Genomic DNA, 18311 nt, shown 5'->3' on the forward strand with positions numbered 1-18311 from the left:
GCGATCATCCGGCCGACACCGGCCGCGCACATCTCCTCGCATCCACCAGTTCGGTCGGCCGGACGACCCGGCGCAGGATCCGGCATCGATCGATCGTTCTCAAAGACATAAGGGACAGGCGACAACTGATGTTCAACGCAGCTGTATCGGCCGAGCAGGTGGCAGCCCCGCCGGCGCCGCTGTTGTCGGTCGTGATGCCGATCTACAACGAGCAGGAGGCCCTGCCGTTGACGGTCGAACGCCTGCGTCCGATCCTGGACGACCTGGGGATCGACTACGAGGTCGTCGGCATCGACGACGGCAGCACCGACGCCACCCCGGCCATCATGCAGAAGATCCACCAGGACTGGCCGGAGTTCCGGATCGTCCGCTTCGCCCGCAACTCCGGGCACCAGGCGGCCCTGACCGCCGGCATCCACCGGGCCTTCGGCGACTACGTGGTCTCGATCGACGCCGACCTGCAGGACCCGCCGGAGAAGATCCCCGAGATGCTCTCGCTCGCCCGCGAGCGGAACCTCGACATCGTCTACGGCGTGCGCGGCGACCGCGGCACCGACACCTTCTTCAAGCGGCGCACCGCCGGCGCCTACTACTGGCTGATGCGCAAGCTCGTCGGCAAGAAGATGCCGAACCAGGCCGGCGACTTCCGGCTGCTCAGCCGGGCCGCGGTGGAGGCGCTGAAGGCGATGCCGGAGCACCAGCCGGTCTACCGCCTGCTGGTGCCGTGGCTGGGCTTCCCCAGCGGCGAGGTCGTCTACGTCCGCGAGGAGCGGGTGGCCGGCAGCACCCACTACCCGCTGTCCAAGATGGTCCGCCTGGCCATCGACAGCATCACCAACTTCTCCGCCACCCCGCTGCGGCTCGCCACCTGGCTCGGCCTGGTGAGCTTCGTGCTCTGCTTCTGCCTGGGCATTTACACCACGGTCGAGTACGCCCTCGGCAAGACCGTGCCGGGCTGGTCCTCGCTGTTCATCGGCATGCTCTTCCTCGGCGCCGTCCAGCTGGTCTGCATCGGTCTGCTCGGTGAGTACGTCGGGCGGATCTACTCGGCGGCCCAGGCGCGCCCGGCCTACTTCGTGGGCTACGACTCCGCCGAGGACGCCGGCGCGAAGACGTCGAAGGTCTCCGAGTACGCGGTGTGACCCCCCGGTCCGTCCCGCGGCGGCCGACCGCCGCGGGACGGACCGCCTTGCCGCAGCCAGCCAGGCAGCCGACGCACAGCCGCAGGAGAAGAAGAGCGATGGGGACCACTGACAGCACCGCACCCGCCCTGGGGGCGCCGGCCGCGCCCGAGGAGCGGCGCGGCGGCAGCTCCGTGCCGGACGCGGACGGCGCCCCGCTCGGAGCGGGTGGCCGGCTCCTGCGGTTCCTGCCCGCGGTCGCGGCCTACCTCTTCCTGGTCGGCCTGCTGTCGGCCGCGGACACCGCGCCCGGCGACATCGCGCGCTACACCTTCTACGTGCTGTGGGGCGTGCTGCTCCCCGGCACGCTGGTCTTCCGCGTCCTGCGCCGGCGCCCGCACACGCTGGTCGAGGACCTCGCGTTCGGTGCCGTGGTCGGCCTCGTGCTGGAGCTGGTCGCCTGGTCCGTGCTGGTGGGCCTCGGCCTGCAGTCGGTGGCCACGGCCTGGCCGCTGGCGGTCGTGATCCCGTTCGCCGCGGTGCCCCGGCTGCGCCGGCACTGGTTCCCGCGCGGCTACCGCCGGACCTCGCCCGGCTGGTCCTGGTCGGTCGCCGGTACGGTCGCCGTCACCAGCGCGTATATGTACGCCGTGTTCCTCAGCCGGAACCCGGTCATGCCGGACACCGAGACCACGCGTCAGTACATCGACCTGCCGTACCTGCTGTCGCTCGCCGGGAACGCCAAGCACAACTTCCCGCTGACCTTCCCGCAGGCCGCCGGCGAGCCGCTGCACTACCACTGGTTCACCTTCGTCCACATGGCGATGACCGACCTGGTCGGGCACATCGACCTGCCGGTGGTCCAGATGCGGCTGATGGTGCCGGCGCTGGCCGCCCTCGCCATGGTGATCACCGCCGTGGTGGCGCACCGGCTGACGGGCCGTCCGTGGGCCGGTCCGGTCGCCGCCCTGCTGATCTTCGCCGTGGGCGAGTTCAACGCGGTCTACCCCAACAACGTCGGCCACTGGACCTTCGGGGCGCCGGCGGTCCCGCTGATGTCCTGGGCGAGCCTCTCGCTGACGTACAGCCAGCCCCTGCTGATGGCGCTGATCGGCGTGGTCGGCGACGCGCTGCGCGGTCGCGGCGCCGAGGAGGGCGACGACGCGGGACGGATCGCCCGGATCCCGGCGCTCGGTCGCGGTGCCCTCGTGCTCACCGCCCTGTTCGCGGTGGCGTCGAGCGCGGCCAAGGCGAGCTCGCTGCCGGTGACGCTGGCCGGGCTGGCCTTCGCCGGCGTCATGGTGCTGATCGGGACGCGGCGCGTCCCGTGGACCATCGTCGGTCTCGGCGCGATCGTCGCGGGCGCCCAGGTCTTCGCCACGGCGGTGCTGTTCCGGTTCGAGAGCTACGGCCTCGAAGTGGTGCCCTTCGGCAACATCGAGCGGTACTGGGCCGATCCCCAGCACTCCCGGACCGCGGTGACCCAGAGCGTGGTGGTGGCCGCGACCCTGGTCGCCTACCTGCTCAACCACCAGCTCCGGATGGCCGGGATGATCCCGCTGGTCTGGCGCCGCCGGCTCCGGCTGGAGCAGTCCCAGTGGTTCCTGCTCGGCGGGGCGCTCGCCGGCCCGGCCGTGTACCTGGTGGTCAACGGCTTCAACGCCAGCTACTTCACCCTGGCGGGGCTCTCCTTCGGCGTGCTGTTGTCGGCCTGGGGCTACTGCGAGGTCTTCGAGCGGGCGGCGCTGCCGGCCCCCGCGAAGGCCGCGCTCGGTGCCGGTGCGCTCGCCTTCGTGCTCGTGCTCACCTACGCGATCCAGCACCACGCGGGCGACTGGGCGTCCTTCGCGCTCAAGGCGGTCGGCGACGCCAAGGGCACCGAGTCCTACACGGCCCTCGTCCCGGCGCTGGCCGCGGCGGCCGCGCTGGCCGGCATCGCCGCGGTCTGCGGCCTGCTCTGGTGGGCGGCCGGCCGGGTGCTGCCCGGGCTGCGGCGGCGCGGCGGGGTCGTCCTGCTCACCGGGGCCCTCGTGGCGGGTGCCCCGGCGCTGCTGCTCGACGTCCAGCAGTCGCGGGAGGTCCCGTGGGACGGCGCCTGGCCGCTGCCCGCGACCCAGGTCGAGGCCGCGCGCTGGGTGCGTTCGCACAGTGACCCGGCCGACGTCCTGGTCACCAACACCCACTGCCGGTCGGAGAGCGACTACGCCGTCCCCGGCGAGAACTGCTGGAACTCCCTGTCCTTCTACCTGAGCGCCTACTCCGAGCGCTCGGTGCTGGTGGAGGGCTGGGCCTACTCGCCGCGCCTGATGTCGGAGAAGTCCGGCACCTTCTGGGACCAGCCGCTGCTCCAGCTGAACGACGACGCCGTGTACCACCCGACGGCCGAGATCCTCGGCCGGCTGCGGGAGCGGCACCACGTCCGGTACGTGGTGGTCAACCGCAAGACGGGGCCGGAGTCCCCGGCGCTGAAGACCCTCGCCAAGCAGGTCTTCGACAACGGCCGGATGGCCGTGTACGAGATTTCCTGACCCGACGACCGAAGCATTGGGCATCCCGAAGATGGTCTCCACAGAGAAGCCGCCCGCGGCCGCGCCGGACCGGCAGGCGGCTCAGCCGGCCGGCACGGTCAAGCGCCAGATCCCGTCGTTCCTGGTGATCGGCGTGCTGAGCACGCTGTTCTACCTGGGCCTGTACGTGGCCGCGCGCTGGTTCGTGAATCCGCAGGCGGCGAACCTCATCGCGCTGGCCGTGAGCGCGGTCGCCAACACCGCGGCCAACCGCCGCTTCACCTTCGGCATCACCGGCAGCGAGGGGGCCGTCAAGCACCAGCTGCAGGGCGCGGTGGCGTTCCTGATCGGGCTGGGCCTGAGCGCCGGGGTGCTGGCACTGCTCGACCTGGCCGCGCCGGACGCCTCGAAGGTCGTCGAGGTCGGCGGCCTGATCGTGGCGAACGGCCTGGCCACCGTGGCGCGGTTCGTGCTCATGAAGATCTGGGTCTTCAAGGACTGACCGGGTGGGGCCGCGGCTGCGGCCGGGCGCGGTGGCGCAGCCGCAGGGCCGGCTCCTCGACGACGTGCCACGACAGGGCGGCGAGGACCGCGGTCGCGGCGAGCGCGCAGGCGAGGAAGCCGAGCGGGCCGAGGCGGGCGGCGCCGACCAGGGCCAGCGCCTGCTCGACCGGGAAGCCGTAGATGTACACGCCGTACGAGTAGTCGTTGCGGCCGCCGATCGCCCGGTACCGCTGGGGGAGCCGGGCCGCCGCCCAGAACAGCAGGTAGACCAGGGCGGGTTGGCCCAGTACCGCGAATCCGCCCCAGCGGAGTGAGGCGGCGGTGGTCAGCGCGGCGGCGAGGGCCAGGGCGTCGTCGACCGGGATCCGCTCGGCGTGGAGCCGGAGCGCGGCGCCGAGCAGGAAGGCCAGGCCGAGGTTGGCGGCGAGGTGCGCGGAGAGCTGGCCGGCCGCGGGGAGGGCCACCCCGGGGCCGCCGGCCGGCGGCACCCCGGGCGGGAGGTCGGTGGCCCCCGAGGCGATCAGCGCCCAGAGCGCGAGCGCCGCCAGGAGGACGACCGGCCGGCGGCGCAGCAGGCCGAGCGCGGCGAGCACTCCGGCCACGAGGTAGCAGAGCAGCTCGTACTTGAGCGACCAGAGGGCGCCGTTGAGGCTCAGGTCGAAGTTGGTGCCGCGCCGGACGCCCTCGGCGATCACCCCCGACACGTCCCAGCCGGTGTTCGGCGACGTGCTGCCGAGACTGGTCAGATAGCTCGCGGGGCCGTCCGGGCGGCTCCAGAAGCCGTCCAGGGAGCCGTGCTGCCAGCGGTAGAGCGCGGGCATCAGGACGACGGCGCAGAACAGCAGCGAGCCGCAGAGGCCCGGGACGATGCGCAGCAGCCGGTGCCAGGCGTAGCGGCCGGCGGGCAGCCGCCGGGCGCTCTCGGTGATCATGAAACCGGAGAGGGCGAAGAAGCCGAGGACGGCCGCCTTGCCGAGGTCGGTCTGCCGGCCGCTCCAGAGCCAGAGCGGATCGGGGTGTCCCCAGCCGATGGGGAAGACGTGCGAGACGACCACGGCGGCCGCGAGCAGCAGCCGTAGTGCTCCGAAGCCGTTGCTCCGGCCGTGCGTGAGTTCCGCGAGGCTGCCGCGCGGGCGGAGCAGGACGGTCGCTCTGATGGCTACCCCCGGATGGTCGGGCCGGGGCGGCGCCCGCACTCGCGTGCGGACGCCACCGTGCGGTGGTGGCCGGCCCCCGTCCGGCGGATTACTGCTGCGATGCCGAGACCTGGGCCTGCCAGAGGTCGCGGACGGCCTCGCGCAGGCTGCGCCGGGGCTCCCAGCCGAGCTGCTCCCGGGCGACCGTGATGTCCATCTGCTGCCACTCGGTCTCCGGGCCGGCGCCGTCGGGCGCGGGGACCTCGGTGATCTCGGCGGGAACGCCGCTCTCCTCGATCAGCAGCTCGACCAGGAGCCGGGCGGAGGAGGCGGCGCCGGTGCCGACGTTGATCACCGGCGGGAGGTCGCGCGCGGTGGCGGCGAGCAGCACGGCGTCGAGGGTGTCGGTCAGGTCGACGAAGTCGCGCTGGGCGGTGAGCGGCTGCAGCGAGAGCTGCGCGGTCCCGCCGGCCCGGCGGGCGTCGTCCAGCTTGGCGGCCATCACGCCGAGCAGGCTGTGGCCGGGCTGGCCGGCGCCGACCACGTTGCCGAGCCGCAGCGAGACGCCCTTCAGGCGGCCGGCCTCGATGGCGCGGACCACGGCCTCGGTCGCGGCCAGCTTGAGCTTGCCGTACTCCATCACCGGGGCGGCCGGGTCGCTCTCGCGCTGGCTGACGCCGATCGGGGCCATGCCGTACTCGTGCACGGTGCCGAGGTGGACCAGCCGGGCGGGGGCGGCCATGGCGCCCACGGCCTCGATCAGCCGCTCGGTCAGGACCACGTTGGCCTGGTACATCTGCTCGTCGGTGAGCCCCCACATGCCGCCGGCCGCGTTGACCACGGTGTCGATCCGCTCGCGGTCGAGCAGGGCGGTGAGGTCGGCCGGGGAGTCGGCCGAGAGGTCGAAGGCGACGAAGCGGCCGGGCGCCGGGACGGCCGGGGCCTTGCGGGCGAGGCTGACGACCTCGACGCCCTGCGCCAGGAGGCGGGCGCCGAGCACCCGGCCGATGAAGCCGGTGCCGCCGAGGACGGCCACCCGGGCCGGGGCCGTGTGCGCTGCGGTCATTGCGGGGACTCCAGGGGTGAGAGGGGGTCAGCGGGGGCGGCTGGCCGTGCTGGTGGCGTTGCGCAGGAGGGTCTTCGCCCCGCCCCACTGGCCGGCGCGCACCGCTCCCGGGACCAGGGTGAGCGCGTGGATCCGGGCGGACAGGTGCACCCGGGAGGCGCGGGCGGCCTTCGGCCAGCCGTGCGCTTCGAGGCGGTCGGCGACGTCCAGGAAGTAGCGGCGGGCCTCGGTGAAGCGGGTGCCGCTGAAGGCGGACGAGGAGGAGATGCTGACCGCGTGCCGGCGGTACTGGAAGGCCCGCACGTCGTCGACGACCATCTGCTCGCCGGCCTGGAGCAGGTCGATGACCAGCGCGAGGTCCTGGATGATCTCCAGGTTGTCGCGGAAGCCCGTGCTCCGGACGGCCTCGGTGCGCCAGCAGATCGACGGGAAGTAGAGCCAGTTGCCCTTGAGCAGGCTGACGGCGAGCTCCTCGCCGCCCATCAGCACGCGGCCGTGCTGCCTCGGCGCGTAGATCCGGCGCTTGGCCTCGTCGGCGAGCGAGCTGCTGGGCCTGCCGTCGCTGTCGATCACCTGGACGCCCGGCTGGATCATCGCGACGCCGGGGTACTGGGCCAGGATCGAGCGGATGGTGGCGACGTAGTTGGGCAGCATGATGTCGTCCGTGCCCATGAACATCATGTACTCGTACTCGGCCATGCCCAGGCACTTGCGGTAGTTGCCGGTGACGCCGAGGTTCCGCTCGTTGCGGAAGTACCGCACCCGGTCGTCGCCGAGTTCGGCGAACCACTCCGGCACTCCGGGCTCGCGGCCGTCGTCGACGACGGTCAGCCGCCAGTCCGGGTCGGTCTGCGCCAGCACGCTGCGGACCGCGGCCTGCATCAGTGCGACGTCGCCGTAGTACGGAAGCAGGATTTCCAGAGTGGTCATGGTGGGGGCACATCCGCTGGTCTGGTCGGGGCCGGGAGCAGGGGAGAGACCCTGCGGCTGGCCCATCATACTGAGCCCGTCCAGGGCGGTCGCCGGGCCGCGGCGCGGCCGGGACGACGATGCCCGGGCCCCCGCCGGAGGGCGGTGGACCCGGGCATCGGGGCGTCTCAGCGGGTGCGCAGGCCCTCGGTGAAGGCGAGGCACTTCTCGTAGTCCGGCAGCAGACCGGTGGCGATCGCGTCGGCCAGCGAGGGGGCGGCGGCGTCGCGGGCGGACAGCTGGGGGGCCTCGGTGGGCCACTCGATGCCGAGGTCCGGGTCGAGCGGGTGCACGGCGTGCTCACCGGTCGGGTTGTAGGGCTCGGAGCAGACGTACGACAGCGTGGCGTCGTCGGTGAGCGCGCAGAAGCCGTGGCCGAAGCCCTCGGGGATGTAGACGGCCTTGCGCTCGACGTCGTCGAGCCGGACGAACTCCCAGCGGCCGAAGGCCGGGGAGCCGACCCGCAGGTCCACGATCACGTCGAGGACGGCGCCGCGCACGCAGCTGACGTACTTGGCCTGGCCGGGCGGGACGTCGGCGAAGTGGATGCCGCGGACGACGTCCTTGGCCGACACCGAGAGGTTGCCCTGGGCGAGCCGCAGCGGGTGGCCGACGACCTCTTCGAGCCGGTCGAAGCGGTACCACTCCATGAACAGGCCGCGCGGGTCGCCGTGCTGCTGCGGGGTGACCTCGAACACGCCGGGGAGGGAGGAGAGCTCGCGGAACTTCACCGGGCCGTCTCCTCGTCGAGCAGGGCGAGCAGGTAGTCGCCGTAGCCGCTCTTGCACAGCGGTTCGGCGAGCTCGCGCAGCTGGGCGTCGTCGATCAGGCCCGCCCGCCAGGCGGCCTCCTCGATGCAGCCGATCTTGAAGCCCTGGCGCTCCTCGATGACCCGGACGAACTCGGAGGCCTGCACCATCGAGACGAAGGTGCCGGTGTCAAGCCACGCGGTACCGCGGTCGAGGATGGTGACGTGCAGCTCACCGGTCTTGAGGTACTCCTCGTTGACCGCGGTGATCTCCAGCTCGCCGCGGGCGCTCGGCGTGAGGCCCGCCGCGATCTTGACGACGCGGTTGTCGTAGAAGTACAGGCCGGGCACGGCGTAGCGCGACTTGGGCTGGGTCGGCTTCTCCTCGATGGAGATGACCTGGCCGTTCTCGTCGAACTCGACCACGCCGTACGCGGTCGGGTCGGCCACCGGGTAGGCGAAGACCATGCCGCCCTGCGGCGCGGTGCGCTGCGCGAGGCGGGTGCCGAGGCCGCTGCCGTGGAAGATGTTGTCGCCGAGGATCAGCGCGACCGGCTCGTCACCGATGAAGTCGGCGCCGAGCACGAAGGCCTGGGCGATGCCCTCCGGCTTCTCCTGGACGGCGTACTCGAGCTTGAGGCCGAACTGGGAGCCGTCGCCGAGCAGGCGCTGGAACTGCTCCTGGTCCTGCGGGGTGGTAATGATCAGGATCTCGCTGATACCGGCCATGACCAGGGTCGACAGCGGGTAGTAGATCATCGGCTTGTCGAAGACGGGGAGGAGCTGCTTCGAGACTGCTCGGGTCAGCGGCCACAGTCGTGACCCGGTGCCGCCCGCCAAGAGGATTCCACGCATGCCCCGCAGCTTATGTGAGGTGCGGAGCCGGTCGTTGACCCGGGGCGATCGCTCCGGAGGGCACCGGTAGACTGCCCGCACTATGCGCATCCTCGTGACCGGCGGTGCCGGCTTCATCGGTTCTGAATTCGTCCGCCAGCTGCTGGGCGCCGACACCACTGACCGGATCACGGTCTTCGACAAGCTCACCTACTCGGGCGTCGAGGCCAACCTGGCGTCGGTGGCGGACCACAGCGGCTACTCCTTCGTCCGGGGTGACATCTGCGACGTCGACGCCGTCGACCAGGTCATGCCGGGCCACGACGTCGTCGTCCACTTCGCGGCCGAGTCCCACGTGGACCGCTCGATCGCGGGCGCCGGCCCCTTCGTGCTGACCAACGTGGTCGGCACCCAGGTCCTGCTGGACGCCGCCCGCAAGCACGGCGTCGGCCGCTTCGTGCACATCTCCACCGACGAGGTGTACGGCTCGATCAGCGAGGGCTCCTGGACCGAGACCTGGCCGCTGGCCCCGAACTCCCCGTACTCCGCCTCCAAGGCCTCCTCCGACCTGCTGGCGCTGGCGTACCACCGCACCCACGGCATGGACGTCGTGGTGACCCGCTGCTCCAACAACTACGGGCACTACCAGTTCCCCGAGAAGGTCATCCCGCTCTTCACCACCAACCTGATCGACGGCAAGAAGGTGCCGCTGTACGGCGACGGTGGCAACGTCCGTGACTGGCTGCACGTCTCGGACCACTGCCGGGGCATCGAGCTGGTGATGCGCAACGGCCGCGCCGGCGAGGTCTACAACATCGGCGGCGGCACCGAGGCCACCAACAAGGAGCTCACCGGCCTGCTGCTCGAAGCCGCCGGAGCCGGCTGGGACATGGTCGACTACGTCGCCGACCGCAAGGGCCACGACCTGCGCTACTCGATCGACATCAGCAAGATCCGCGAGGAGCTCGGCTACGAGCCGCAGGTCCGCTTCGAGGACGGCCTCGCCGCGACCATCGCCTGGTACCGCGAGAACCGCGCCTGGTGGGAGCCGCTGAAGGCCAAGGCCGCGCTGCGATGACGAACCCGGTGGCCAAGCTGCTGGGGGCGCTGCCCCCGGGCGTGCGGCTCGTCGCGGGGGGCACCGTGGTCCTCGGTGTCTCCTCGTACATCTTCCTGGCCCTGGCCGGGCACAGCTTGGACACCACCCAGGTCGCGGGCGTCTCGATGCTCTGGACCGTGGTCATGTCCGTCGGGTACGGGCTGTTCTCGCCGGTCGAGCTGGAGCTGACCCGGCTGGTGGCCGCCCGCGACGTGGCCGGCCACGGTCCGGGGCCGGCCATCCGGCGGGTCCTGCTGGTCACCACCGTGGTGCTGGCCCTGGTGCTGGCCGGGGTCGCGGCCGCCGCGCGGCCGATCGCGGACCGCTTCTTCTCCGGCGACCTCGGCCTGGTCGCCGGGCTGGGCGGCGCCCTGGTGGGCCTGGCGATCAGCTCGGTGGCCCGCGGGGCGCTGGCCGGCCTGGGCCGGTTCGGGGCCTACGGGACGCAGCTCGCCGTCGACGGCGGGCTGCGGATCGGCCTCGCCGCCCTGATCCCCGTGTTCGGCGCGCACTCGGCGTTCGCCTTCGCGCTGATCCTGGTCGTGTCCCCGCTCGCGGCCTCGGTGATCGGGATGCGCTCCGTCCTGGCCGACCGCCGCGGCGGCCCGGCCCCGGTCTGGCGCGAGCTCGTCACCGGGCTCGGCCTGCTGACCGGCTCGACGCTGCTGGCGCAGCTCATGGTCAACGCCGCCGTGGTGAGCGTCGGCCTGCTGTCACCGTCCTCCAAGGCGCTGATCGCCGCGCTGCTGAACGCGGTGGTGCTGGCCCGGGTGCCGCTCTTCGCCTACGCGGCGATCCAGGCCTCGCTGGTCTCCTCGCTGTCGGGCGCGGCGGCGGCGGGCAACCACGCCGAGTTCCGCAAGGTCCTGCTGCGCACCGGCGGCATCGTCGTGCTGATGTGCACGGCCGCCGGGCTGCCGACGGTGGTCCTCGGCCCCTGGGCGATCCGGCTGTTCTTCAAGGCGCAGGACGTCCTCGGCCCGGTGGACTTCCTCTGGCTGGCGCTCGGCACCCTCTGCTACATGCTGGCCACCGTCTTCGGCCAGGCCCTGCTCTCGCTCGGGCGGCACCAGCGGCAGCTGCTCTCCTGGCTGGCGGGCTCCGCGGTGCTGGTCGTCGTCACCCTGGCGCCCGGCGGCATCGCGGCCCGCGTCGAACTGGCCTACCTGGCTGGTGCGGCGGTCAGCGCGGCTGCCATGCTATGGGCGCTGGCCCGTTCGATGGCCGCTCCGGCCGACTCCGTGGCGGACGAGCGGGCACCTGTGGCGACGCGTCAGTCGTCCGAGGTCTGACACTCCCTCGTGGGGTCCGGCACAACCGGCGGAGGCGGTCCGTTCACGCCCCGCCCTTAATATGTGTTCTCCCTTGGCCACGCCACGCCGCTGAAAGGCGCATCCAGTCGTGCATCTCACCGTCATCACTTCGATCACCGGCGTGCTGGTGCTCGTCTACATCCTGGAGTTGCTGCGCCGGCAGCAACTCCGGGAGAAGTACGCGGCAATCTGGCTCGCGATCGGCGTCGTCGTGGCGCCGCTCGGGTTCTTCCCCACGATCCTGGACTCGACCGCGCGCCGGCTCGGCATCGCGTCCGGCGTGAGCCTCGTCCTGTTCGCGGGCTTCGTGCTGGTCCTGCTGGTGTCGCTGCACCTGAGCTGGGAGGCCTCCCGGCTGGAGGCGGAGACCCGCACGCTGGCCGAGGACGTCGCCATGATGCGGGCCCACCTGGCCGAGCACCACGGCTACCCGATCGCACGCAGCAGCAACGACGCCAGTAAGTCGACGGACACCGGGGTGACGGCATGATCGACGGCAAGCGGGTACTGATCATCCTGCCTGCCTGGAACGAGGCGGAGGGCCTTCCCAAGATCCTCCACGAGATCCAGCAGAAGCTCCCCGGGGTGGACACCCTGGTCGTGGACGACGGCTCCGTCGACGACACCGCGGCGGTCGCCGCCGCGGCCGGCTCCAAGGTCGCCCAGCTGCCGTACAACCTCGGCGTCGGCGGCGCCATGCGGTTCGGCTACCGGTACGCGCACCTGCACGACTACGACATCGCGCTGCAGTGCGACGCCGACGGCCAGCACGACCCCTCGTACGTGCCGACCCTGATCGCCAAGCTGGACGAGGCGGACCTGGTCATCGGCGCCCGCTTCGCGGGCGAGGGCTCGTACAAGGTGCGCGGCCCGCGCGCCTGGGCGATGAAGCTGCTCTCGGTGGTGCTGTCGCGGGTCGCCCGGACCCGCCTCACCGACACCACCTCGGGCTTCAAGGCCTGCAACAAGCCCATGATCGAGTTCTTCTCGCAGTGGTACCCGGTCGAGTACCTGGGCGACACCATCGAGAGCATGGTCGGCGCGGCCCGCTGCGGCTTCGTGATCCGGCAGGTCCCGGTCGCGATGCGCGAGCGGACCACGGGCACGCCGAGCGCGTCCCCGATCAAGGCGACCATCTACCTCGCCCGGGCCGGCCTGGTGCTGCTGCTCGCGATGATCCGCCGCATGCCCGAGCACCTCAAGGCCATCGAGCCCGCCACCCGGGCGGCGGCGGCGAACCGGCGCGAGCTGGTCGGCAAGGCCTGACCGGCGCGCGGAGCGAACGACGTGCCTCCGGCGGTCGGCCCCTTCGGGCCGGCCGCCGGAGGCACGTACGGGCACGTTCTCGGCGTGCCGCTAGGCTGATCGCCGTGCGGAGTGTGCTATGGAACCGGCCTGCGGGGAATCGAAGGCCGGTTTTTCGGTGTGCCGCGGGGTGAGCGGCGGCCGTTCCTCCGCGGGTTGTTAGCGTGACTGTCACGAATCGAACGGGCCGGGCGGCCTGCCGGATCCATCTCAGAGCCGGATTAGCCAGGGGAAGAGTCGGAGTTCAGTGCAGACTTCAGCAGAGACCGTCGAGGAGCACCGGGACGGTATCCAGGGGGGCAGACGGCCGGCGGCGACGCGGCCCGAGGGTCTGGCTGCCCGGGCGGTGCAGTGGTTCGAGCGGGCCCGTGGCCGGCGCTGGTTCTGGCCGGCCGCGCTGCTCGCCGGATACGCCGTCGAGGTGCTCTTCCGGCTCTTCCTCGTCCGGCACCTGAGCTACCCCTCGGTGCACGCGGACGAGGACTCGTACCTCGTCCTGGCCCGGGTGCTGGCCGGGCGGCCGACCACCGAGATGCCGATCGGCGTGGTGATCCCGGGCGGCTACCCGCTGCTGATCTCCCCGGCGATGCGGATCTCCGACGACCCGGTCATGGCGTACCACCTGGTCATGGGGATCAACGCGCTGCTGAACGCGCTGGTCTTCCCGCTGGCCTACCTCGCGCTGCGCCGGCTGGGCCTGCGCCGCCTGCTCGCGTACGTCTTCGCCGGCGTCACCGCCCTGCTGCCGCCGGTGATCTTCTACTCCGAGTTCGTCATGTCGGACACGGTGCTGCCGGTGCTGATACTCGCCTGGCTGCTCTGCATGCACGGCTGGCTCGGCGACGGCCCCGCGAAGCACCGGGCCTGGTACGCGGCCGGGACGGGCGCGGCCGCGGCGTACACGATGGCGACGCACGACCGCGGCGGTGTCGTGGTGGCCGTGACCGCGGTGGTGTTCGTCGGCGTCCTGGCGTTCCGCTGGGCCCCGTGGCGGGCCACGGTCGCGGGCCTGGGCGCGCTCGCCGTCGGCCTGGGGTTCGTGAAGGCGCTCTCCTGGTGGCTGAACCGGCAGTTCCAGGTGCCGCCGAGCCAGGTGGGCAACTACCTGATCGAGGGGCTGAAGAACCCCGACATACTCCAGCGCACGCTGACCCGGACCGTCGGCCAGGTCTGGTACTTCATCGCCTCCACCTGGGGCATCGGCGGCCTGGCCATCGCCACCTGCCTGTTCGCCGTCTTCAGCGGCCGCTTCGCGCGCCCGCACCGGATCGTCGGCGGCGTCATGGTGGCGCTGCTCTTCGGCACCGCGCTGGCCGCCGCCGCGGCCCTGCCGGACGACGCCCGGATCGACAACTGGGTGTACGCGCGCTACGTGGCCTACCTCGTCCCGGCGGCCTTCGTGGCCGGCGCCGCCGTCCTGTGCCGCTTCCGCGGCCGCAACCTCGGCTACGCCGTGGCCGGCGCGATCGGGCTCACCCTGCTCTTCGCCGAGCTGGTCATCTGGTCGGCCGGATCGCTGCTCACCACCCAGGTCTTCGTCGGCTGGGGCCTGCCGGACGTGAACTTCCTGGCGGCCGACTGGACCAGGCTGAACATGATGCGCTCCTCGGCCGCCGCGCTGATCGTCCTGGGCGCCGTCGTGCTGCTCCGGCTGGCCGGCGGGCGCCGGGTGCTGTGGGCCGTGGGCCTCTCGCTCGCGCTGTTCGCCGGGTTCGCCACCGCGACCATCACCGAGCAGGTCAGCTACCCGCACTCCAAGTGGCGCAAGCCGCTGGCGACCGGCTTCACCAAGGCCGCGGGCATCAAGCCCAAGGACAACCTGGTGATCGCCTGGGACATGGACTGGAGCCTGCGGATGGCCCAGAGCTACGAGATCTACCAGGGCCGGGTCTGGTACCTCGACCCGCGCTGGCAGCCGATGCCGAAGGAGGCGACCGCGATCGTCACCCCGGCGCCGGAGGAGGGCAAGGCCTCGGACTCCTACTGGAAGGACCACCCGGCCGAGTGGTACGTGGACCGGGTGAACAAGCAGCAGGGCTTCACGATCTGGCGCAAGCGCTGATCTCGCGGGCCCGCCCGATCGGGGCCGGTGAGGGAGACCTCACCGGCCCCGATTCGCTTTCGGGCTGCTCCATGTGGCAGTATGTCCAAGTTGCTCGGTTGAGTGCCGATGCTGCGCGCCTCCCGCCGGGAGGACCGGAAGCGAGTCCCATGTACTCGTCGTTCCCGTGATGGCCGTTCATGTGTTCACGTGAAGTGTGTGAATGCAGTGGTGTGAAGTCGACACCGCGGCAGCTGCGGGGCGGACGTACGGGAATCTTCCGGGAAGCGTGGGCGGGGCCTCGACCCGGCGCCTGGTGGGTGCAAGACCTCACCGACCCCGTGGGAAATCCGCAGGAGGGCGACCTCGTGTCGGATTTTTTGCAAGCGGGAGGGCGACACGCCCGAGCGCGGGGGTCGGAGGTAACCACCCGGAGGGGCCACCGGACACAGTCCACCTGGATGAATCCGGCCGTAGAAGCAGCAGACGACACAAAGGACTACTGAGTAGCCATGGCGGGACAGAAGATCCGCATCCGGCTCAAGGCCTACGACCACGAGGTCATCGACTCCTCGGCGAAGAAGATCGTCGAGACGGTGATTCGTACTGGTGCGCAGGTCGCGGGCCCGGTGCCGCTGCCCACTGAGAAGAACGTGTACTGCGTCATCCGCTCGCCGCACAAGTACAAGGACTCGCGCGAGCACTTCGAGATGCGTACTCACAAGCGTCTGATCGACATCCTCGACCCCACGCCGAAGACGGTTGACTCGCTCATGCGTCTCGACCTGCCGGCTGGTGTCGACATCGAGATCAAGCTCTGAGAGGCGCACCGAAGATGGCTAAGCAGATTAAGGGCATCCTGGGCGAGAAGCTCGGCATGACCCAGGTCTGGGACGAGAACAACCGGATCGTTCCGGTGACCGTCGTCAAGGCCGGGCCGAATGTCGTGACCCAGGTCCACACCGCCGACAGCCCGGCCGGCTACGACGCCGTCCAGATCGGCTTCGGCGAGATCGACCCCCGCAAGGTGAACAAGCCCCTCGCGGGCCACTTCGCCAAGGCCGGTGTCACCCCGCGCCGCCACCTGGTCGAGCTGCGTACCTCGGACGCGTCCGAGTACACCCTGGGCCAGGAGATCACCGCCGAGCTGTTCGAGGCGGGTGTCAAGGTCGACGTGACCGGCACCTCCAAGGGCAAGGGCTTCGCCGGTGTCATGAAGCGTCACAACTTCAAGGGTCTCGGCGCCGGTCACGGCACCCAGCGCAAGCACCGTTCGCCCGGTTCCATCGGTGGCTGCGCCACCCCGGGCCGCGTGTTCAAGGGCCTGCGCATGGCCGGTCGGATGGGTCACGAGCGTGTGACCACCCAGAACCTGACCGTGCACGCGGTCGACGCGGAGAAGGGCCTGCTGCTCATCAAGGGCGCCGTCCCGGGCCCGAACGGCGGCCTCGTCCTCGTCCGCACCGCGGCGAAGGGGCTGTGAGGAAATGAGCACCATTGACATCCTGTCGCCGGCTGGCGACAAGACCGGCAGCATCGAGCTGCCGGCCGAGATCTTCGACGCGAAGGTCAGCGTTCCGCTGATGCACCAGGTCGTCGTGGCGCAGCTCGCTGCGGCCCGTCAGGGCACCCACAAGACCAAGACTCGTGGCGAGGTCCGCGGTGGCGGCAAGAAGCCGTACCGCCAGAAGGGCACCGGCCGCGCCCGTCAGGGCTCGACCCGTGCGCCGCAGTTCGCCGGCGGTGGCGTCGTGCACGGTCCCGTGCCGCGCGACTACTCGCAGCGGACCCCGAAGAAGATGATCGCCGCCGCCCTGCGCGGTGCGCTCACCGACCGGGCCCGCCACAACCGCATCCACGTCGTCACCGGCGTGACCGCGACCGAGGCGCCGTCGACCAAGGCCGCCAAGAGCCTGTTCGGCAAGATCACCGACCGCAAGAACGTCCTCCTGGTCGTCGAGCGTGCGGACGAGCTGGGCCTCAAGTCCGCTCGCAACCTGCCGAACGTGCACATCCTGGACGCCGGTCAGCTGAACACCTACGACGTGCTCGTCTCCGACGATGTGGTCTTCACCCAGGCCGCCTTCGAGCGTTTCGTGGCCGGTCCGGCCGCGTCCGCCAAGGCCGTTGCCGCTGAGGGCGAGCTCGAAGGGAGCGCCGCCTGATGAGCGACGTTACGAGCAAGACGTTCACGGACCCCCGTGACGTCCTGGTGAAGCCGGTCATCTCCGAGAAGAGCTACAGCCTTCTCGACGAGAACAAGTACACGTTCATCGTGTCGCCGGGCGCCAACAAGACCCAGATCAAGCAGGCCGTCGAGGCGGTCTTCTCGGTCAAGGTCGAGGCTGTCAACACGATCAACCGTCAGGGCAAGCGCAAGCGCTCCAAGACGGGCTTTGGCAAGCGCAAGGACACCAAGCGCGCCATCGTGACGCTGGCCGAGGGCAACCGCATCGACATCTTCGGTGGTCCGGTCTCCTGAACAAGGAGATCGTGATCGTCGATTAGGACGAGGACGAGAGAGCCAAATGGGCATCCGCAAGTACAAGCCGACTACGCCGGGCCGTCGTGGCTCCAGCGTGGCCGACTTCGTAGAAATCACGCGGTCCACGCCGGAGAAGTCGCTGGTTCGCCCCCTGCACAGCAAGGGCGGCCGTAACAACGCCGGTCGTGTCACCGCTCGCCACCAGGGTGGCGGTCACAAGCGCGCCTACCGCGTGATCGACTTCCGTCGTCACGACAAGGACGGCGTGCCGGCCAAGGTCGCGCACATCGAGTACGACCCGAACCGCACCGCGCGCATCGCGCTCCTGCACTACGCGGACGGCGAGAAGCGCTACATCATCGCGCCGCGCGGCATCGCGCAGGGTGACCGGATCGAGAACGGCCCCGCGGCCGACATCAAGCCGGGCAACAACCTGCCGCTGCGCAACATCCCGGTCGGTACCACCATCCACGCGGTGGAGCTGCGTCCCGGCGGCGGTGCCAAGCTGGCCCGCTCGGCCGGCTCCGGCATCCAGCTGCTGGCGCGTGAGGGCAAGATGGCGCACCTGCGCATGCCCTCCGGTGAGATCCGCCTGGTGGACGCGCGCTGCCGCGCCACCGTCGGCGAGGTCGGCAACGCCGAGCAGTCGAACATCAACTGGGGCAAGGCCGGCCGTATGCGCTGGAAGGGCGTCCGCCCGACCGTGCGTGGTGTGGCCATGAACCCGATCGACCACCCGCACGGTGGTGGTGAGGGTAAGACCTCCGGTGGTCGCCACCCGGTCTCGCCGTGGGGTAAGCCCGAGGGCCGTACCCGTCGCCCGAACAAGGCGTCGGACAAGCTCATCGTGCGCCGCCGCAAGACCAACAAGAAGCGCTAGGAGCAGGTCAGATGCCGCGCAGTCTCAAGAAGGGCCCCTTCATCGACGGCCACCTCATCAAGAAGGTGGACGCTCAGAACGAGGCGGGTACCCAGAACGTCATCAAGACCTGGTCCCGTCGCTCCGTGATCTCCCCGAGCATGCTCGGCCACACGATCGCGGTTCACGATGGTCGCAAGCACGTCCCGGTGTTCGTCACCGAGTCGATGGTCGGCCACAAGCTGGGCGAGTTCGCTCCGACCCGCACCTTCCGCGGCCACGTCAAGGACGACCGCAAGTCGAAGCGTCGCTAGTCGCCTGAGC

19 protein-coding genes are annotated in these 18311 nt (G+C 70.9%); 14 read left to right on the forward strand and 5 right to left on the reverse strand.

Annotation, left to right across the window (positions count from 1 at the left end):
• Positions 1-128: 128 nt before the first annotated feature.
• From ACFVHB_RS00835 to ACFVHB_RS00845, 3 genes are all read left to right on the forward strand, one after another.
• Complete coding sequence (locus tag ACFVHB_RS00835) at positions 129-1142, forward strand: glycosyltransferase (RefSeq protein ID WP_380314085.1); 1014 nt, start codon at positions 129-131, stop codon at positions 1140-1142.
• A 98-nt stretch (positions 1143-1240) separates the two neighbouring features.
• The gene (locus ACFVHB_RS00840; RefSeq protein ID WP_380314086.1) at positions 1241-3649 is read left to right on the forward strand and encodes a hypothetical protein; all 2409 of its coding nucleotides are present in this window, start codon (positions 1241-1243) and stop codon (positions 3647-3649) included.
• Positions 3650-3680: 31 nt separating this feature from the next.
• Positions 3681-4130 (forward strand): GtrA family protein, encoded by a 450-nt coding sequence (locus ACFVHB_RS00845; RefSeq protein ID WP_380314087.1) that lies wholly within the window; start codon positions 3681-3683, stop codon positions 4128-4130.
• On the opposite strand, the gene ACFVHB_RS00850 is transcribed toward ACFVHB_RS00845, so the two are convergent.
• The 5 genes from ACFVHB_RS00850 to rfbA form a co-directional block, all read right to left on the reverse strand.
• On the reverse strand, positions 4120-5328 hold the full coding sequence (locus ACFVHB_RS00850; protein ID WP_380314088.1) for an acyltransferase family protein: 1209 nt from the start codon (positions 5326-5328) through the stop codon (positions 4120-4122). The two genes, ACFVHB_RS00845 and ACFVHB_RS00850, sit on opposite strands and share 11 nt — an antisense overlap.
• 49 nt (positions 5329-5377) lie before the next feature.
• Entirely contained in the window at positions 5378-6334 is a 957-nt protein-coding gene (locus ACFVHB_RS00855) for an NAD-dependent epimerase/dehydratase family protein (protein ID WP_380314089.1), read from the reverse strand.
• 27 nt (positions 6335-6361) lie between these two features.
• Positions 6362-7264 (reverse strand): glycosyltransferase family 2 protein, encoded by a 903-nt coding sequence (locus tag ACFVHB_RS00860; protein ID WP_380314090.1) that lies wholly within the window; start codon positions 7262-7264, stop codon positions 6362-6364.
• 167 nt (positions 7265-7431) lie between these two features.
• Positions 7432-8034, reverse strand: coding sequence for a dTDP-4-dehydrorhamnose 3,5-epimerase (gene rfbC, locus ACFVHB_RS00865; protein WP_380314091.1), 603 nt, complete (start codon positions 8032-8034; stop codon positions 7432-7434).
• Positions 8031-8906 (reverse strand): glucose-1-phosphate thymidylyltransferase RfbA, encoded by an 876-nt coding sequence (gene rfbA, locus ACFVHB_RS00870; protein ID WP_380314092.1) that lies wholly within the window; start codon positions 8904-8906, stop codon positions 8031-8033. Before rfbA ends, rfbC begins: the two co-directional genes overlap by 4 nt.
• 82 nt (positions 8907-8988) lie before the next feature.
• Between rfbA and rfbB the strand changes: the two genes are divergently transcribed.
• The 11 genes from rfbB to rpsS all read left to right on the forward strand — a co-directional run bounded on the left by rfbB (position 8989) and on the right by rpsS (position 18301).
• Positions 8989-9963, forward strand: coding sequence for a dTDP-glucose 4,6-dehydratase (gene rfbB / locus ACFVHB_RS00875; RefSeq protein WP_380314093.1), 975 nt, complete (start codon positions 8989-8991; stop codon positions 9961-9963).
• Positions 9960-11276 carry a lipopolysaccharide biosynthesis protein gene (locus tag ACFVHB_RS00880; RefSeq protein WP_380314094.1) on the forward strand — a complete coding sequence of 439 codons (1317 nt, stop codon included), beginning with the start codon at positions 9960-9962 and terminating at the stop codon, positions 11274-11276. Before rfbB ends, ACFVHB_RS00880 begins: the two co-directional genes overlap by 4 nt.
• A 109-nt stretch (positions 11277-11385) precedes the next feature.
• Positions 11386-11787 (forward strand): DUF2304 family protein, encoded by a 402-nt coding sequence (locus ACFVHB_RS00885; protein WP_380314095.1) that lies wholly within the window; start codon positions 11386-11388, stop codon positions 11785-11787.
• Positions 11784-12563: a glycosyltransferase family 2 protein gene (locus tag ACFVHB_RS00890; RefSeq protein WP_380314096.1), complete on the forward strand. Its 780-nt coding sequence runs from the start codon at positions 11784-11786 to the stop codon at positions 12561-12563. Before ACFVHB_RS00885 ends, ACFVHB_RS00890 begins: the two co-directional genes overlap by 4 nt.
• A gap of 286 nt (positions 12564-12849) precedes the next feature.
• Positions 12850-14664 (forward strand): phospholipid carrier-dependent glycosyltransferase, encoded by a 1815-nt coding sequence (locus tag ACFVHB_RS00895; RefSeq protein WP_380314097.1) that lies wholly within the window; start codon positions 12850-12852, stop codon positions 14662-14664.
• Between the two features lie 491 nt (positions 14665-15155).
• The gene (gene rpsJ / locus ACFVHB_RS00900) at positions 15156-15464 is read left to right on the forward strand and encodes a 30S ribosomal protein S10 (RefSeq protein ID WP_012785157.1); all 309 of its coding nucleotides are present in this window, start codon (positions 15156-15158) and stop codon (positions 15462-15464) included.
• 14 nt (positions 15465-15478) lie between these two features.
• Entirely contained in the window at positions 15479-16126 is a 648-nt protein-coding gene (rplC, locus tag ACFVHB_RS00905; protein ID WP_030263524.1) for a 50S ribosomal protein L3, read from the forward strand.
• A gap of 4 nt (positions 16127-16130) precedes the next feature.
• On the forward strand, positions 16131-16808 hold the full coding sequence (gene rplD / locus ACFVHB_RS00910; RefSeq protein ID WP_380314098.1) for a 50S ribosomal protein L4: 678 nt from the start codon (positions 16131-16133) through the stop codon (positions 16806-16808).
• Positions 16808-17125 (forward strand): 50S ribosomal protein L23, encoded by a 318-nt coding sequence (gene rplW / locus ACFVHB_RS00915; RefSeq protein ID WP_030280768.1) that lies wholly within the window; start codon positions 16808-16810, stop codon positions 17123-17125. Before rplD ends, rplW begins: the two co-directional genes overlap by 1 nt.
• 46 nt (positions 17126-17171) lie before the next feature.
• Positions 17172-18008, forward strand: coding sequence for a 50S ribosomal protein L2 (gene rplB / locus ACFVHB_RS00920; protein WP_380314099.1), 837 nt, complete (start codon positions 17172-17174; stop codon positions 18006-18008).
• Positions 18009-18019: 11 nt separating this feature from the next.
• Positions 18020-18301, forward strand: coding sequence for a 30S ribosomal protein S19 (rpsS, locus tag ACFVHB_RS00925; protein ID WP_035848164.1), 282 nt, complete (start codon positions 18020-18022; stop codon positions 18299-18301).
• Positions 18302-18311: the final 10 nt, after the last annotated feature.

It is taken from the genome of Kitasatospora sp. NPDC127111, from assembly GCF_042677465.1.
Classification (GTDB): Bacteria; Actinomycetota; Actinomycetes; order Streptomycetales; family Streptomycetaceae; genus Kitasatospora.

What these genes read in the sequence shown, in the direction of transcription:
- ACFVHB_RS00835 (WP_380314085.1), top strand. Translation starts at nt 129, where the DNA reads ATGTTCAACGCAGCTGTATCGGCCGAGCAGGTGGCAGCCCCGCCGGCG.
- ACFVHB_RS00840 (WP_380314086.1), top strand. Translation starts at nt 1,241, where the DNA reads ATGGGGACCACTGACAGCACCGCACCCGCCCTGGGGGCGCCGGCCGCG.
- ACFVHB_RS00845 (WP_380314087.1), top strand. Translation starts at nt 3,681, where the DNA reads ATGGTCTCCACAGAGAAGCCGCCCGCGGCCGCGCCGGACCGGCAGGCG.
- ACFVHB_RS00855 (WP_380314089.1), bottom strand. Translation starts at nt 6,334, where the DNA reads ATGACCGCAGCGCACACGGCCCCGGCCCGGGTGGCCGTCCTCGGCGGC.
- ACFVHB_RS00860 (WP_380314090.1), bottom strand. Translation starts at nt 7,264, where the DNA reads ATGACCACTCTGGAAATCCTGCTTCCGTACTACGGCGACGTCGCACTG.
- rfbA (WP_380314092.1), bottom strand. Translation starts at nt 8,906, where the DNA reads ATGCGTGGAATCCTCTTGGCGGGCGGCACCGGGTCACGACTGTGGCCG.
- rfbB (WP_380314093.1), top strand. Translation starts at nt 8,989, where the DNA reads ATGCGCATCCTCGTGACCGGCGGTGCCGGCTTCATCGGTTCTGAATTC.
- ACFVHB_RS00880 (WP_380314094.1), top strand. Translation starts at nt 9,960, where the DNA reads ATGACGAACCCGGTGGCCAAGCTGCTGGGGGCGCTGCCCCCGGGCGTG.
- ACFVHB_RS00890 (WP_380314096.1), top strand. Translation starts at nt 11,784, where the DNA reads ATGATCGACGGCAAGCGGGTACTGATCATCCTGCCTGCCTGGAACGAG.
- rpsJ (WP_012785157.1), top strand. Translation starts at nt 15,156, where the DNA reads ATGGCGGGACAGAAGATCCGCATCCGGCTCAAGGCCTACGACCACGAG.
- rplC (WP_030263524.1), top strand. Translation starts at nt 15,479, where the DNA reads ATGGCTAAGCAGATTAAGGGCATCCTGGGCGAGAAGCTCGGCATGACC.
- rplD (WP_380314098.1), top strand. Translation starts at nt 16,131, where the DNA reads ATGAGCACCATTGACATCCTGTCGCCGGCTGGCGACAAGACCGGCAGC.
- rplW (WP_030280768.1), top strand. Translation starts at nt 16,808, where the DNA reads ATGAGCGACGTTACGAGCAAGACGTTCACGGACCCCCGTGACGTCCTG.
- rplB (WP_380314099.1), top strand. Translation starts at nt 17,172, where the DNA reads ATGGGCATCCGCAAGTACAAGCCGACTACGCCGGGCCGTCGTGGCTCC.
- rpsS (WP_035848164.1), top strand. Translation starts at nt 18,020, where the DNA reads ATGCCGCGCAGTCTCAAGAAGGGCCCCTTCATCGACGGCCACCTCATC.